This is a genomic window from Algoriphagus ratkowskyi (assembly GCF_002150505.1).
In the GTDB taxonomy this organism is placed as follows: Bacteria; Bacteroidota; Bacteroidia; order Cytophagales; family Cyclobacteriaceae; genus Algoriphagus; species Algoriphagus ratkowskyi.
On the sequence record NZ_MSSV01000001.1, the window covers coordinates 21,904 to 35,903 of the forward strand.

At 38.0% G+C, this 14,000-nt stretch carries 17 protein-coding genes; 13 read left to right on the forward strand and 4 right to left on the reverse strand.

Annotation, left to right across the window (positions count from 1 at the left end):
- Nucleotides 1-136 precede the first annotated feature (136 nt).
- The 5 genes from queA to BVH02_RS00140 all read left to right on the forward strand — a co-directional run bounded on the left by queA (nucleotide 137) and on the right by BVH02_RS00140 (nucleotide 4,884).
- Entirely contained in the window at nucleotides 137-1,186 is a 1,050-nt protein-coding gene (queA, locus tag BVH02_RS00120; RefSeq protein WP_086497714.1) for a tRNA preQ1(34) S-adenosylmethionine ribosyltransferase-isomerase QueA, read from the forward strand.
- Nucleotides 1,187-1,432: 246 nt separating this feature from the next.
- Nucleotides 1,433-2,122 (forward strand): 2-C-methyl-D-erythritol 4-phosphate cytidylyltransferase, encoded by a 690-nt coding sequence (locus BVH02_RS00125; protein ID WP_086497715.1) that lies wholly within the window; start codon nucleotides 1,433-1,435, stop codon nucleotides 2,120-2,122.
- 127 nt (nucleotides 2,123-2,249) lie between these two features.
- Nucleotides 2,250-3,095 (forward strand): LiaF transmembrane domain-containing protein, encoded by an 846-nt coding sequence (locus tag BVH02_RS00130; protein ID WP_086497716.1) that lies wholly within the window; start codon nucleotides 2,250-2,252, stop codon nucleotides 3,093-3,095.
- A 26-nt stretch (nucleotides 3,096-3,121) separates the two neighbouring features.
- The gene (locus BVH02_RS00135; RefSeq protein ID WP_223271782.1) at nucleotides 3,122-4,162 is read left to right on the forward strand and encodes a sensor histidine kinase; all 1,041 of its coding nucleotides are present in this window, start codon (nucleotides 3,122-3,124) and stop codon (nucleotides 4,160-4,162) included.
- Nucleotides 4,159-4,884, forward strand: a complete 726-nt coding sequence (locus BVH02_RS00140; protein ID WP_086497717.1) for a LytR/AlgR family response regulator transcription factor — start codon at nucleotides 4,159-4,161, stop codon at nucleotides 4,882-4,884. The genes BVH02_RS00135 and BVH02_RS00140 overlap by 4 nt, the downstream gene beginning before the upstream one ends.
- Before the next feature lie 369 nt (nucleotides 4,885-5,253).
- Here BVH02_RS00140 and BVH02_RS00145 read toward each other — a convergent pair whose 3' ends face one another.
- Nucleotides 5,254-5,475, reverse strand: coding sequence for a DUF2795 domain-containing protein (locus BVH02_RS00145; RefSeq protein ID WP_024284896.1), 222 nt, complete (start codon nucleotides 5,473-5,475; stop codon nucleotides 5,254-5,256).
- 77 nt (nucleotides 5,476-5,552) lie between these two features.
- Complete coding sequence (locus tag BVH02_RS00150; protein ID WP_086497718.1) at nucleotides 5,553-6,800, reverse strand: DUF349 domain-containing protein; 1,248 nt, start codon at nucleotides 6,798-6,800, stop codon at nucleotides 5,553-5,555.
- 132 nt (nucleotides 6,801-6,932) lie between these two features.
- On the opposite strand from BVH02_RS00150, the gene ettA reads away from it, so the two are divergent.
- The 4 genes from ettA to BVH02_RS00170 all read left to right on the forward strand — a co-directional run bounded on the left by ettA (nucleotide 6,933) and on the right by BVH02_RS00170 (nucleotide 11,613).
- Nucleotides 6,933-8,612: an energy-dependent translational throttle protein EttA gene (gene ettA / locus BVH02_RS00155; protein ID WP_086497719.1), complete on the forward strand. Its 1,680-nt coding sequence runs from the start codon at nucleotides 6,933-6,935 to the stop codon at nucleotides 8,610-8,612.
- A gap of 254 nt (nucleotides 8,613-8,866) precedes the next feature.
- Nucleotides 8,867-10,387: a MutS-related protein gene (locus BVH02_RS00160; protein ID WP_086497720.1), complete on the forward strand. Its 1,521-nt coding sequence runs from the start codon at nucleotides 8,867-8,869 to the stop codon at nucleotides 10,385-10,387.
- Between the two features lie 77 nt (nucleotides 10,388-10,464).
- Nucleotides 10,465-11,151, forward strand: a complete 687-nt coding sequence (locus BVH02_RS00165; RefSeq protein ID WP_143244161.1) for a hypothetical protein — start codon at nucleotides 10,465-10,467, stop codon at nucleotides 11,149-11,151.
- 150 nt (nucleotides 11,152-11,301) lie between these two features.
- Nucleotides 11,302-11,613, forward strand: a complete 312-nt coding sequence (locus BVH02_RS00170) for a hypothetical protein (protein ID WP_086497722.1) — start codon at nucleotides 11,302-11,304, stop codon at nucleotides 11,611-11,613.
- 52 nt (nucleotides 11,614-11,665) lie between these two features.
- On the opposite strand, the gene BVH02_RS21705 is transcribed toward BVH02_RS00170, so the two are convergent.
- Nucleotides 11,666-11,740: a type II toxin-antitoxin system YoeB family toxin gene (locus BVH02_RS21705; protein WP_280530871.1), complete on the reverse strand. Its 75-nt coding sequence runs from the start codon at nucleotides 11,738-11,740 to the stop codon at nucleotides 11,666-11,668.
- 3 nt (nucleotides 11,741-11,743) lie between these two features.
- Here BVH02_RS21705 and BVH02_RS00180 point away from each other — a divergent pair, with 3 nt between their 5' ends.
- The 4 genes from BVH02_RS00180 (at nucleotide 11,744) to BVH02_RS00190 (ending at nucleotide 13,079) form a co-directional block, all read left to right on the forward strand.
- Nucleotides 11,744-12,010, forward strand: a complete 267-nt coding sequence (locus tag BVH02_RS00180; protein ID WP_240507381.1) for a hypothetical protein — start codon at nucleotides 11,744-11,746, stop codon at nucleotides 12,008-12,010.
- 74 nt (nucleotides 12,011-12,084) lie between these two features.
- Nucleotides 12,085-12,273, forward strand: a complete 189-nt coding sequence (locus tag BVH02_RS00185) for a hypothetical protein (protein WP_086497723.1) — start codon at nucleotides 12,085-12,087, stop codon at nucleotides 12,271-12,273.
- Nucleotides 12,274-12,284: 11 nt separating this feature from the next.
- Nucleotides 12,285-12,461, forward strand: a complete 177-nt coding sequence (locus BVH02_RS21335; protein WP_158093838.1) for a hypothetical protein — start codon at nucleotides 12,285-12,287, stop codon at nucleotides 12,459-12,461.
- Nucleotides 12,462-12,470: 9 nt separating this feature from the next.
- A complete protein-coding gene (locus BVH02_RS00190) occupies nucleotides 12,471-13,079 on the forward strand; it encodes a CPBP family glutamic-type intramembrane protease (protein WP_086497724.1) in 609 nt (202 codons plus the stop codon).
- A 404-nt stretch (nucleotides 13,080-13,483) separates the two neighbouring features.
- Here the strand turns inward: BVH02_RS00190 and BVH02_RS00195 are convergent, their stop codons facing one another.
- Entirely contained in the window at nucleotides 13,484-13,888 is a 405-nt protein-coding gene (locus BVH02_RS00195) for a hypothetical protein (protein WP_086497725.1), read from the reverse strand.
- Nucleotides 13,889-14,000 lie beyond the last annotated feature (112 nt).

Here is a 14,000-nt window from a genome sequence, read left to right on the forward strand (position 1 = left end):
TTTTAGAGTTATTCTAAATCACTCAAGACATCTAAAATTTATCTATGAAATCGAGCATGTCGAAAACGACATTAATTGGTACGAATATCAGCCATGCGAGATTCCATATGGACTTTAAAAGACAAATAATAAACATATGAAATTATCGGATTTCAAATTTGACGTTCCAAAGAAACTAGTAGCTCTTTATCCTGCACCAAATAGGGATGAATCCAGATTGATGGTCCTCCATCGGGATTCTGGTAAAATTGAACACAGAGTTTTTAAAGATATCACCGAATATTTCGGTGAAGGTGATGTCTTTGTTACCAATGATACGAAAGTATTTCCAGCTAGACTTTACGGAAACAAGGAGAAAACCGGTGCTGAAATCGAAGTTTTTCTCTTAAGAGAATTGAACTCTGAATTGAAGCTTTGGGATGTCCTAGTAGATCCAGCTCGAAAAATTAGAGTAGGTAACAAACTTTATTTTGGAGATTCTGACCTAGTTGCGGAGGTTATTGACAACACCACTTCTAGAGGACGTACTATTCGTTTCCTATTTGACGGAACTGATGAAGAATTCCATAAGACCATAGATACCCTCGGTGAAACCCCTCTTTTGAAAGAATTTATCGAAAGAAAAGTTGAAGCTGAAGATAAAGAAAGATATCAAACAGTATTCGCTAAGAACGTAGGTGCTGTTGCAGCGCCAACTGCTGGCTTGCACTTTACGCCACATTTGCTTAAAAGATTAGAGCTTCAAGGCGTAGACGTAACTCCAATTACACTTCATGTAGGCCTTGGTACTTTCCGTCAAGTGGACGTAGAGGATCTGACTAAGCATAAAATGGATTCGGAGAATTACAGCATCCCTGAAGAGACTGTGGAGCTTGTAAATAGATCCTTGGATGCTAAAAAGAGAGTAGTGGCTGTAGGTACCACTTCCTTGAAAACTATTGAGTCATCTGTAACTGCCAACGGTAGATTAAAAGCAAGCAGCGGATGGACAGATAAGTTTATCATCCCTCCTTACGAATTTAAAATCGCTAATTCATTGATCACTAACTTTCACCTTCCAGAATCCACTTTGCTGATGACCGCATCTGCTTTTGGAGGATATGATTTGGTGATGAAAGCATACAAAGAAGCCATCAAAGAGAAATATCGATTCTTCTCCTATGGAGATGCGATGTTAATCCTCTAATACTGAAAGCTCCGAAAGGAGCTTTTTTTATGTTTTAACCATAGAATTAGCAGCAGTTCGGCAGGCTCACTAGTCAAGATTTACTTAGAGCGTACCACAGTAAGGAATGTTCTAATTCCTGAATATCTAGACATTGGGAGCTTTTATTTCCGTTTTTGAATTCGCTGTTTTTGGCTTTTAACAAAGACTTAATTTTGCAGTAAAACATTGAGGTGTTTGATTTCATACTTTTACATTAAAAACAGAATGAAAAATAAAGCAGCGATAATCGTAGCAGGGGGGAAAGGTTTGAGAATGTGTGGGCCAATCGCCAAACAATATTTACCTGTTGCTGGTCTTCCCGTGTTGATGCATACACTTGCTGTATTTAACCGGGTAGTTCCTGCTATAGATTTGATTTTAGTATTGCCAGCAAGTGATTTTCCATACTGGGAGGAGTTATGTGCAGAATACAAATTCACTCTACCGCATAGAGTTGTTTCTGGTGGCAACTCAAGATTTCAATCCGTGCGTAATGGCTTGGAAGCCTTGACGACAGAGGCCATATTGGTTGCAATCCATGATGGAGTAAGGCCATTTGTGTCAGATCAAGTAATACTGGAGAGTTTTGTAGAAGCAGAGCGAACTGGAAGCGCGGTAGCTGTGGTGGCGTTGAAGGATTCCATTAGGAAGCTTAGAGATGATGGGAAATCTTTTTTTGAAGAGCGACAATACTTCCGATTGGTACAGACTCCCCAGACTTTTCAAGTGGAGAAAATTAAAAAAGCATTTAAAGTGACAGAGCTCCAGCAATTTACCGACGATGCTACAGTCTATGAAAATCAAGGTTGGCAGGTGACCCTGATCCCTGGGAATGTAGAAAATATCAAAATCACTACACCGGAAGACATGGCCTATGCAGAGTTTATAGCATTGAGGAAATTAGCAGATAGGTAAGTTCTCCCCTTGTAATTTCACCGACTTTTTTGCTGGCTTCACCGACTTTTGGGAGTAGCTGACCTATTTCTTATTCCAGAGTTAGAGTCCTTGAGCTACTTTCGATCATCATTTAAAAAAAAAACTGATGAAACGAAATCGCATAAATAACAATGACGGAGGAATGATCTTCGGATTTATCATCCTCGGAGTAGGAGTCCTGATTTTACTTAGAAAGTTGAATGTTTTTTATCCTGTATGGTTGCTTTCATGGCCAATGATACTAATTGCCATAGGAGTGATCACACTTGTCAAGCATGAATTCAAGAGCTTATTTGGCGTGTTGATGCTTGGGCTAGGGATGTTCTTTCTTTTAGAACGGGAATTTAATTTCAATTTTGGCTTGCAAAACTATGTTTTCCCTATTGCATTGATTGTCGTGGGCATTTACCTAATTACGAAGAAGCAACAAGAAAAGCAGGCATTAAGTGATTTTCAGGAGAAGATAAACGCAAGAGCGTCTTCAGTCAAAAACTCGACAGAAACAACATCTTCTGATGCAGAATACGACAAAGAAGGAAAGACAGCTTTCTACAGCCAATCTACGGATAAAAAATCCTTCTCAGGAATGTCGGGAACATCTGGGACGAGCTATTCTGATAGTGTCTCCATAGATTCTATCATGAGCGGGATCAATAAGCGAATGCTAACTAAGAATTTCCAAGGTGGAAAACTGACAGCTGCCTTTGGAGGAATTGATCTGGATTTGACGCAATCAGATTTCACAGGAATGGTTACACTGCAGGTTGATGTGATATTTGGCGGGATCAAATTAGTAGTGCCGCCACATTGGGATGTTCGAGTAGAAGTGACCAATATTGCTGCGGGAGTAGAAGATAAGCGTTCCTATCGGCATGCTGATGTAGATTCAGAGAAAATCTTGCTTATCAGAGGTACAGTCTTCTTTGGCGGTTTGGAAATCAAATCATATTAACGTTATTCCTTCTTAACACTATTCGCTTGTTCTCAAAAGTATTTACTAACCCTTCCAAAAGTTATTTGATCATCCAAGGATCTGGACTCATCTGGTTCCTTGGTACGTTTGGTTTACTTATGTTTTATGGGGTTGATCAATCCACTGCGATTGTAGATGCCCTAGTTTTCGCCCTCTTTTTCTCTTTGGGCGTAAATATGTTAGATAGAGTTTTCGGATTCTATATCCCGAAAGGCAGTAATAATTGGTTGCTATTGGGATTACCTCTGATATTCAGTTTAGTGGCAGTTTTAGTACATCAATACTTATTGAAATGGATTTATTCTGATCAGGAAGGCTATCTTATTTTTCTAAAATCTCATTTCTATCTACGTTGGGCTATCTTGGGTGTCGCTGAGGTGTTAGTTGGCTTGATTGCCATCGTAGTTTCCAAGCTAGAGCAGCAAGATGAAGCGCAGAAAAGAGAAACCTTGATGAATGAGCTTTCTAGGGAAGCTGAGCTATCCCGGTTACGACAGCAGCTTCAGCCACATTTCCTGTTCAATAGCCTCAATTCTATCTCTGCACTTACGATCTCTCAACCAAAAAAAGCACGTGAGATGGTACTGCAGTTGTCGGATTTTCTGCGCGGAACGATTCAAAAAGATCATCAGCAATGGGTGAGTCTTGAAGATGATTTGGGCTATCTGAAAATGTACCTCGATATCGAACGGGTTCGATTTGGACATAGACTCGAAGTGGAATTTGATATATCGGATGATACAATGTCTATGCATCTTCCTCAATTATTGATTCAGCCACTTCTAGAAAATGCCATCAAACATGGCTTGTACGGCATTACAGAGGATGTCAAAATAATTCTTCACGTTTTCAAAGAACAAAACTATTTGATATTGAAAATCGAGAATCCTTTTGATCCAGAAGTAGCTGCGCCCAAAGGAACAGGATTCGGTTTGAGTTCTGTAGCTCGCCGCTTGTTTTTGCTTTTTGGGAGGAAAGACTTGCTAGAATCAAAAGCTTTAAACTCGCTTTTTACTGTAATTTTAAAAATCCCCCAACAGAAATGATCAAGACATTAATCATCGATGATGAGCCGTTGGCGGCATGTATTGTCCAAGAATTTTTAACAGACTTCCCACAATTTGAAGTTTTGTCTATTTGTAGAGATGGGTTTCAGGGTCTCAAAGCTATCCAAGAGCATGGGCCTGATTTGATTTTCCTGGACGTGCAGATGCCCAAAATAACTGGTTTTGAGATGTTGGAGCTACTTGATAAACCTCCAGCAGTGATCTTTACCACTGCCTTTGATCAATACGCATTAAAAGCTTTTGATGCCATGGCGATAGATTACCTGCTCAAGCCATTTTCTCAGCAACGTTTTACACAAGCAATAGAGAAATTTCTTTCCCTTCAGGGAGGATCTGAAGAGTCTGTTCATAAGCTGAATGAATTGGCTGAGAAAAGCAATCGTTTGGTTGTCCGTGTAAAAAATGAAATCAAAATCATTCCAACTCATTCAGTGAGTTACTTCGAGGCAGAGGATGATTACATTGCCATTCATACAGGTGATGGTAAATACCTGAAGAAAATGACCATGAAATCACTGGAGGATGCGCTCGACCCCACTAAGTTTGTGAGAGTACATAGGTCCTACCTGATCAACCTCAATGAGATCACGAAAATAGAGCCATATGAGCGAGATAATTACTTGGTCATGCTTCGGGCTGGCGCAAAAGTTCCCGTGAGTAAGGCGGGCTATACCAGACTGAGGCAGGTGCTAGGATTGTAAGGCGAAAAAAGGGATCAGTCGCAGTGTCAGTCTCAGGCTTGCACAAGCCTACAGACTGCTATTTCACCAATGTTAAAATTTAACACCGTCCGTAGGAACATTGCTTGAAAATCAATTCACGATGCGTAGCGGTGGTAGGCTTTCCCACTAATTGATCTCATTTCCTACAAATCAGATTTTCCTATGGAACATACAGCTAACACCTTCGAAAGGTTTTATGCTATGCTGAGAAATGCTTGCCTTAAGCAGCTTAATAAGAATAAACAAGTAGCTGTGCTTACTGCGATCCCGATAGCTGTAGAGACTCCTAAACTCAGAGACGCAAAATTTAAAATGAAAAAAGCCCTGATCACTCAGGGCTTTTTTCATTTAATATTCGTCTTCGTTGAAAAAGAAGTCGTCTTTGGTCGGATAATCTGGCCAAATTTCTTCGATGGTCTCATAAGGTTCGCCATCATCTTCTAATTCTTGTAGGTTTTCAACTACTTCCATTGGTGCGCCGGATCGGATGGCATAATCAATTAATTCATCCTTGGTGGCTGGCCATGGTGCGTCCTCTAGATAGGATGCTAATTCGAGTGTCCAGTACATAGTGTTTATTTTAAAGGAGTTCCGGAGATTAAGGGTTGCAAAATTATTCTTTTTTTATAATAATCAGCGGTGTATGACTAATTAAAAGAGAGTTGTTTCAAAATATAATTTTTCACATCTACTTTTCTCTTCACCGCAAATAGTTTTTTCTTCATCATTATGTCAAAATCAGCAGACTGAACGCGGAAATTCTCCGTATTGTTTTGCGCCGCTTCCAGCTCTGTTTGATCTCTACGCAATAAATCTTTTAGTAAAGCCGATTTTATTTGAATTTGTTCAGATTCAGGCTTTTCATCAAAATCATCATATTTACCGTGAACAAGTTTCTCAAGAAAAGCTTTCTCAAAAACGATATCGGAGAAGAATTGGAAGGATCTGACAATGAGATTTGCCTCTTTTGGCTTTCTCGGAGGAAGTTTTCTCCATTCTTCTTGTATCGCTTTTGCTTTTCCTACGAGTTCAAATGACGTAGGTTTTCCTGCCAGAATTTTTATTTCCTCGGTCAGTGTCTCTATTTTCTGCATAAGTTCCCTAGGATTCATTTGAGGGCCAGTTTGCAGCGTTCTTTTATACCTGGAGAAAATGCGATTGTTCAATTTTGAGAACTCATCCCAAAGCGGCTGCCGTTTTTCCGCAGGTACCTTTCCTGCTTCTTTCCATTGACGTTGGATTTTCTTAGAAATATCAAAAGCTGTTTTTGCGTCAGGGAAATCATGAGCCTCTCTTGCTTGTAACACAAGTGCTTCATAGACTTTGATGTTTTCTTCTGCTTGAAGAGCTAAACCTTCAAAGAAATGCCTTCTGTTTTCAAAGAAATGCTGAACAATCTCATTGAATGTTTCCTCTATTTCCTCTTGATTGTCTTTGTCAACAGGGCCAGTTTTGATCCAACGAAGTTTAAGTTCTTTATAAAATTCGGTAGTTTCTTTCCAGTCTGTATCATCCCTTTTCTCTTCAGCTTCTTGAATTAGAGCTTTCTTAACTTCAAGATTTTTACTGCGATTTACCTGAATGATTTCGTTTAAAAACTCCTCCTGTTCTTTCAGTTCATCAATTAAAGGCTCAAAATCACCCAATGCATCAGATTGCATTAGAGATTCTCTTAGGTGAATAAGCTTCATCAGAAACGATCCTTTGTTCTGATTTTCTTGAATATCATTTTTGAGTTTGCCTACTTTTTCTTTGAGTAATTCAAATCGATCCTCAAAATATTTAAGTGTAGAGGCCTCATCTTCTTTAACTTCGCCGATAATTCTATCATCCTGCCCTAAAAATCCCCTCAAATAAACTTTGTCGTTTTTGATATATCCATACGGATGCTCCATTGTTATAAGGTAGGTTAAGTGGCAGTTTTCAAATTTCCGCAAATTAATTAATTCAAAAGCACTTATCCTAAGAAAGCGGTTTTTTTGCCATCTTTGATATTTAAGTGCAATTCTAAAGTAAATAAATAAAGCATGAGTTCAGAAAAAATCATCTTTTCAATGGCAGGGGTTTCCAAAATCTACCCGCCACAGAAAAAAGTCCTCAAAGATATTTATCTCTCTTTTTTTTATGGAGCCAAAATCGGGGTTCTAGGTTTGAACGGATCAGGCAAATCCTCTCTTTTGAAAATCATAGCCGGTATGGATAAGGAATTCCAAGGCGAAGTTGTTTGGTCTGCGGGCTACACAGTTGGAATGCTGGAGCAGGAGCCAAAACTTGATCCCACTAAGACGGTGAAGGAAGTGGTAGAAGAAGCGGTTTCAGAGACGGTTGCTTTACTAAAGGAGTTTGAAGCAATCAATGAGAAATTCATGGATCCTGCTTTGATGGAAGATCCTGACGCTATGAATGACTTGATCGAGAAGCAAGGTGTGGTGCAGGAGAAGCTAGATGCAGCCAATGCGTGGGAACTCGATGTTATGCTTGATAAAGCAATGGATGCGCTTAGACTTCCTCCTAGTGACGCCAACGTGGCGAACCTTTCGGGTGGTGAGAAGAGAAGAGTAGCACTTTGTCGCTTGCTTCTGCAGGAACCAGACGTTCTTCTACTTGATGAGCCTACCAATCACCTTGATGCTGAGTCTGTGCATTGGTTGGAGCAACATTTGAAAAATTACAAGGGTACCGTAATCGCGGTAACTCACGATAGATACTTCTTGGATAACGTAGCCGGTTGGATTCTTGAACTGGATCGTGGTGAAGGTATTCCATGGAAAGGAAATTATTCTTCTTGGCTGGATCAGAAGCAAAACCGCTTGAAGCAGGAAGAAAAGACCGAGTCTAAGCGTCAGAAGACCCTAGAGAGGGAACTGGAATGGATCAGAATGACTCCGAAAGCGCGCCAGGCCAAAGGTAAAGCAAGATTGAGTGCATACGACAGATTAGTAGGAGAGGATTCTAAGGAAAGAGAAGCGAAACTGGAATTATTTATTCCTCCAGGGCCACGTCTCGGCGCGAAAGTGATAGAAGTAAATGGTGTGTCCAAAGCTTACGGAGATAAATTGCTTTTCGAAAACCTGACTTTTGCTTTGCCACAAGGTGGGATTGTAGGTGTGATCGGGCCAAACGGTGCGGGTAAATCCACACTTTTCAAACTAATCACTGGACAAGAAAAACCAGATGCTGGTAATTTCGAAGTAGGAGAGACAGTGCAGTTGGCTTATGTTGATCAAGGACATGATATCTTGGATCCAAACAAAACTGTTTATCAGACAATTTCTGAAGGAAACGAGTTGATGAAACTTGGAAATAGAGAGGTTAATTCCAGAGCCTACGTTTCCAAATTCAACTTCGGTGGAGGAGATCAGGAGAAAAAGGTAGGAATACTTTCCGGAGGAGAGCGTAACCGAGTTCATTTGGCACTTACGCTGAAAGAAGGCGGAAACCTTTTACTTCTCGATGAGCCAACCAATGATTTGGACGTGAACACACTTCGAGCGCTGGAAGAAGCCTTGGAGAACTTTGGTGGATGTGCGGTGGTGATTTCCCACGATAGATGGTTCCTGGATAGAATCTGTACTCACATTTTGGCATTCGAAGGAGATTCTCAGGTGGTGTGGTTTGAAGGGAACTTCTCCGACTACGAAGAGAACAAGAAAAAGCGTCTAGGTGACGTGGAGCCTAAGCGGATTCGATATAAGAATTTGAAATAAAGTCTGAATGCTGAAGTGAAAAAGCTGAAAAGCTATTTCCTAGGTTAATAACCTATGAGGTGTCACCCTGAGCGAAGTCGAAGGGACTTTTCGAAGGTTCATGCTTTTGGTGTTTTTCGATTAAATCTTAGAACCTCTTTCAATCTTGATAATCAGGCTTGGAGGAGGTTTTTATTTTTTATAGGTTTAGTTCAATGAACAGTTTTTTATCTAATTGCTCTTTATGTAAAAAATGGTAATCTAAATTGAATTTAATGAAGAAATCAATCAATCTGGATTTTGACAGGGTCAATAAGTACTATCAGCAATCAGATAGGACTGGCTTTTTTCAGGATATTTCTTCCAAGCTTTGGAATGATCTGGGGATGGAAGAAGTGTTTTTTAAAATAGATTATACCCTTACCAAATACGGGGAGCAATTCTTGTATTATTCCCTTCGATTGGTGAAAAAGGGGCCATTGGTAGACGAAAGTTTAGAATCAACAATTCAGTTACTCGATAAAAACCCAGGTTTTAAATCCTTTTTGAAGAACAAACTTGAAATCTTAGCAAAGAATGATTCCTATTTTTTGTGTAATGTTTTTCAAAGAGACACAGCTAAAAATCCTTGGTATATCCTCTTGTTTTATATTCTATCGGGACTTTCTGTCATTAGTGTAGTCTCGGCATTTTTCATACAATGGATGATTTTTCCAGCTATACTAGTGATCACCTGCAATTTCATAATTCACTATTGGAGCAAACTGACTGTGTCTCTAGAGTCAAGGACATTTGGCCAGCTTGGAGAAATGCTAGCCATTTCGCAGACCATTCTTAAAGAATCAAAAAATCAAAGAATTTTCCTGCCCAAACAGCCAGAAATCGAAAAGGTAGGGGGACTCATTTTTAAGGCATCTATGCTTAAACCGAGAATAAAAGGGTTTAGTGAATTAGCGGAATTGGCTGGGTACATTTTGGAGTTGATTAAGGCTGCGTTCCTGATAGAAACCCTGCTCTATTATTCACTACTTAAAGATATACGAGAGAAGCGAAGCGTTATAGAAGATAATTTTGAGTACGTTGCATACCTGGATTTTGCGCTATGCATTCTACAACTTAGGAGGTCAGACCCTTCGATTACCTTGCCTCAAGAGCATGATTTGCTGCAAATTGACGGCAAGGGTATGCTTCACCCTTTGCTTTCAGAATCTATTCGAAATTCTATTCTGATTGATCACAATGGCGTTTTGATCACTGGCGCTAATATGTCAGGGAAAAGCACCTTCCTAAGAATTATCGGTTTGAATTGCCTGTTGGTCCAAACCATTAATTGTGCTTTCGCCTCGGAACTGACGCTGCCCAAACTGAAAATTTATTCGTCTATCCAGACTTTTGATGAGTTGGAAAGTGACAAAAGTTATTTTTACAGTGAGGCCGAGACGATTAAAGGAATGCTTTCAGTTCAAAATGAGCAAGATTTTAACTTGGTTTTGATCGACGAGATTTTCAAAGGAACTAACAGTCGTGAGCGACTGGTGATTTCTTCAGAAGTTCTGAAACAACTAGCCAAAGAGAATTCTATTGTGATTGCCACGACTCATGACTTGGAGCTGGTTCATGGACTCTCTGGTTTTATGTTTTTCTACTTTACCGGACAGAATGTGGCTGGTAAATATCAATACGATTTCCAGCTCAGATCTGGAGTTTTGGATAGTACCAATGCTGTTTTTGTGCTGAGAGATATGGGATATCCTGCAGGCGTTTTAGATAAAATCAGGGGAAGGTTAGATAACTAAATTGAGAAAAAGGTTGAGTTTTTGATTCTAATTATTCTTTAAATCCTTTATACAGTATTTGCTTTGAATTTTAAATGATGAGAAAAATTAAAAATCATGTTATATCTGCGGAATTACTCGAGAAATTTAAACTATTTAACACTCAGTTTATTCAGGCACTAATAAAGTTAAATGAGAAATCTCCGGAGGTAGCCTTAAAAATAGCTAAACAGGGATGGTATTTAGGGTTAATTTCCCACATGGGGGCTCCATTAGAACTTAATGTTTTTCTTGAAAATAATCAGCTTAAGGAGCTTGATGAATGGATGATGGATGAAGTAAAAGGAAGAATGGAATGGATTGAGCAATCGCTTTTAAAACGAAACCCAGAGAGGAGGCTATTATTTCAAGAAGCTTTCGATAATCATAGAAAAGGTCGGTATTTCTCTTCAATAATTCTATTACTTTCTCAAGTAGATGGAATGTGTAATGAAAGATTTGGGAAATCATTTTTCAGTATAGACCGCGGTACGCAAAAGCCAGTTTTAAAAGAGCCTATTGAAAAAATACACCTTCATGACTTAAACTGGATGCGAATTGCTTTTAAGAGTTTGACAGCTATAAATGACAAAACCTCAAATTCACATAAATATCCCGATTTTTTAAACAGACATAATATTCTGCACGGCTTTGACACTAAATATGGCACGGAAATCAATTCATTAAAAATCATATCATTTTTGAATTGCGTAAATGATATGATCTACTTCGATTTAGAACTATAATAGCGCTAATAACTAAGACTTTTTAATTGATCAATCTAAAATATTTACCAGCAATCTTGAATTTTTAAATAAAAAAACATCAAAGGTCAGCTCACTTATTTCACTTCTGTCTGCGTCACCTAATACTTTTGATCATAAAATTTCCAACTGATGATTTTTCCAAGCAGCTCCTTCCAAAAATACAGAATGAGGAAGGCTCAAATCCCAAGTCCCAAGTCCCAAGCTTTTTTAAAAAGAAAGCATTCGCATGAATTTTCTTCAGGGCTACAGCATTTTGCTAAGCAGGGTCTACAGCCAAATTGTAAAGCATTGGCAGTCTGTCTGGAATGGTTACAAGTTTCCAAACTTTATGAAACTAAGTGCTCTCAAGATTTATCTAAGAGCTTAGCAGTGGAACCAGATAGATATGCCAAAATACTAGGAGCAGTTTTAGCTATAAATAAAAAAGTTGTTATGATTTAATATCGGACTAATAATGTCTGTTAGCTGAAACCATCGATACTGTCACTCTGTCTCAATCAACAGAATAAACTAGACGGTGTTCAAGGTTGATTCTTCTAGACCAGAAGCCAGAATAGTTATTTTTCAATCGATCTGGTTTACCTGTACCAGTTTCAGAATGCTGGATGAAATGAGAGATGAAGGAATTGAAATCAGGTTTTCCAAGCGGTCGAATTCCTTTGTTTTCGAGAATTGTAAAGGCTTAAATGTGTTTTTCTCACTTGAGGTTTTGGAGTCAAGTGAAAATAGGAATATCTCTGCCGGAAAAAGTTTGAATTATGTTCCAGCATCTAAAATTTTAGACGGAACTATGTTTTCTTTAACCTATGATCAGTCGGCAAAGAGAAAGGCTAGCTAACTTATTTGCTCGTGCTGAGATTGGGAATTCCGATGCCCGGAAAAGATTGGTGTAAAGCATAAATTGTTTAACTTATGGATAATTTTAAAGAGTTGACTTCATCTGAAATTAAATTTATTGATGGGGGTGGTTGGATTGCAGATGCTGTAGAATGGTTTGTTAGTGGGCTGATTTGCGGCTGCACAAATGATGCAAGAGAAGGTGCAAGAGGGTACGGAGGTGTTCTAGGGATGAATGATTATGTCCCAAATTCTGCCAAATAAATTATATAATTATGAAAAAAATTAAAATCGATATTATGGAAAATTTACTTGAAACCGAATTGTTATCAATTTCTGGAGGACAAAATTTACTTGGCCCAACTTTCTGGTGGTTGTATGTGTTTACGGAGGTTATGGAAGGAGTACAAAAGGGAGTGGTAACTGATTGTAGTGAAACTTGTACTAACTAACAAAAATAAATGGGTAGAAAATCATTTCTACCCATTCTAGATATTATGAATGAAAAGTTGAAGTTTGTGATAGTTTTTTTTGGACTTATTATCTACAATTTTGTTTTTGTTGATAAGATCTCATTCCATTTTGGTCTTGAAGGTAATACCAAAGCATTTTCAAGTTTAACTTTAATTTCCATTATATCGGCGATAGTGATTGCTCCAATATTGGAAGAAAGTATATTTAGGTGGGTGCTTTTAAAGAATGAAATGATTAAATATTATTTATATATTTTGTATAGTTTATGTATTATATTATTTATTGATGTCAATACTGGAGTGATTTTATTATTATTTTTTTCTGGAGGACTTCTTCTTTTACACAAAGTAAAAGAAGAAAGCAGTTTAATTTTTTATGTTTTTATTTTTTTCGGGGCAATAACTTTCAGTTTGATTCATATTCCTGTTATAAGTGGGTCGTCATTAAGAATTAATTTGATTATAGCAATATCGGCATTCCTTCCAATAGGCTTCTTTCTTTCTTTAATTAGAACTAAATTTGGATTAATTTACTCTATATTGTTGCATTGTGTTTATAATGTCATTATTTTATCTGTAAATGAAGTTGTATATTAAGTTTATTATTTATTCCATATTAACATTTTTTGCAATAAGTTCCATTGATTTAATAATTGAAGTTTTTTTACGGGGATTTTCATTTAAGGACTGGTTGAATAACTTTATAGTTATAAGAGTTAGAATAAACTTACTAGTTTCAATACTTTTTTCTTTTTACATAATAATAATGCGTAGATCTAAATAAATTTTTCAAACACGAATTTAATGGGTACTTATCTCTAAGCAAAAAGATGTTTATAGAGTTTAATTTCCACAACCCTGCTTAAGTTAGAGGAAGACTGGGAAGTCCAATTGATTGAAACAGCTCCCTCTCTCTTCCTAGCAAAGCAGCTAATATGCAGCGTCTGTACGAAATCCAAAAAGAGCTGGGTTTAACCCTCTCACTAAATGAATCTGTGAAACTAAGTGGAATAACATCTGATTACTGTGTGGATCCCACTCAGTCCAAAGGAGCATAGGACTACGAAGTATTGGTATTTGCCTATCAATACTCTATGCAGTATTCCTACAAAAGGAATGGATGATAGTATTAATACAGTTTGACTTACAAATTTTCTACGATCAGCTAAAATATCTCCCTCACGGGTTCCGGTAAGGGATTGAAATGTTCCGTTTAGAAAACGCACAATATCTTCGCCAAATAGAAAAACCAGTATGATCAACTTCGGAATCAACGACAATACCAGAAGATAGATAATCCTTCCAAAGTTGGGACTAGGACTATTTCGGCTGAAGCTCAGAAAACCGTAGGCAAACAAAAGGAATACGAAAATTAAAAAGACCAAATCACAATCTTGACCCAGCATTGCTCAGAAATTAGGGTTGTGAAAGCTTGATAGGAATACCAGTCAATTAGGAATAATAAGACTATGACAATTACAATGCGAACCAATAGGGAAAGATTTTTTAAACGAAAAA

What these genes read in the sequence shown, in the direction of transcription:
- queA (WP_086497714.1), top strand. Translation starts at nt 137, where the DNA reads ATGAAATTATCGGATTTCAAATTTGACGTTCCAAAGAAACTAGTAGCT.
- BVH02_RS00125 (WP_086497715.1), top strand. Translation starts at nt 1,433, where the DNA reads ATGAAAAATAAAGCAGCGATAATCGTAGCAGGGGGGAAAGGTTTGAGA.
- BVH02_RS00130 (WP_086497716.1), top strand. Translation starts at nt 2,250, where the DNA reads ATGAAACGAAATCGCATAAATAACAATGACGGAGGAATGATCTTCGGA.
- BVH02_RS00140 (WP_086497717.1), top strand. Translation starts at nt 4,159, where the DNA reads ATGATCAAGACATTAATCATCGATGATGAGCCGTTGGCGGCATGTATT.
- BVH02_RS00145 (WP_024284896.1), bottom strand. Translation starts at nt 5,475, where the DNA reads ATGTACTGGACACTCGAATTAGCATCCTATCTAGAGGACGCACCATGG.
- BVH02_RS00150 (WP_086497718.1), bottom strand. Translation starts at nt 6,800, where the DNA reads ATGGAGCATCCGTATGGATATATCAAAAACGACAAAGTTTATTTGAGG.
- ettA (WP_086497719.1), top strand. Translation starts at nt 6,933, where the DNA reads ATGAGTTCAGAAAAAATCATCTTTTCAATGGCAGGGGTTTCCAAAATC.
- BVH02_RS00160 (WP_086497720.1), top strand. Translation starts at nt 8,867, where the DNA reads ATGAAGAAATCAATCAATCTGGATTTTGACAGGGTCAATAAGTACTAT.
- BVH02_RS00165 (WP_143244161.1), top strand. Translation starts at nt 10,465, where the DNA reads ATGAGAAAAATTAAAAATCATGTTATATCTGCGGAATTACTCGAGAAA.
- BVH02_RS00170 (WP_086497722.1), top strand. Translation starts at nt 11,302, where the DNA reads ATGATTTTTCCAAGCAGCTCCTTCCAAAAATACAGAATGAGGAAGGCT.
- BVH02_RS00185 (WP_086497723.1), top strand. Translation starts at nt 12,085, where the DNA reads ATGGATAATTTTAAAGAGTTGACTTCATCTGAAATTAAATTTATTGAT.
- BVH02_RS21335 (WP_158093838.1), top strand. Translation starts at nt 12,285, where the DNA reads ATGAAAAAAATTAAAATCGATATTATGGAAAATTTACTTGAAACCGAA.
- BVH02_RS00190 (WP_086497724.1), top strand. Translation starts at nt 12,471, where the DNA reads ATGGGTAGAAAATCATTTCTACCCATTCTAGATATTATGAATGAAAAG.
- BVH02_RS00195 (WP_086497725.1), bottom strand. Translation starts at nt 13,888, where the DNA reads ATGCTGGGTCAAGATTGTGATTTGGTCTTTTTAATTTTCGTATTCCTT.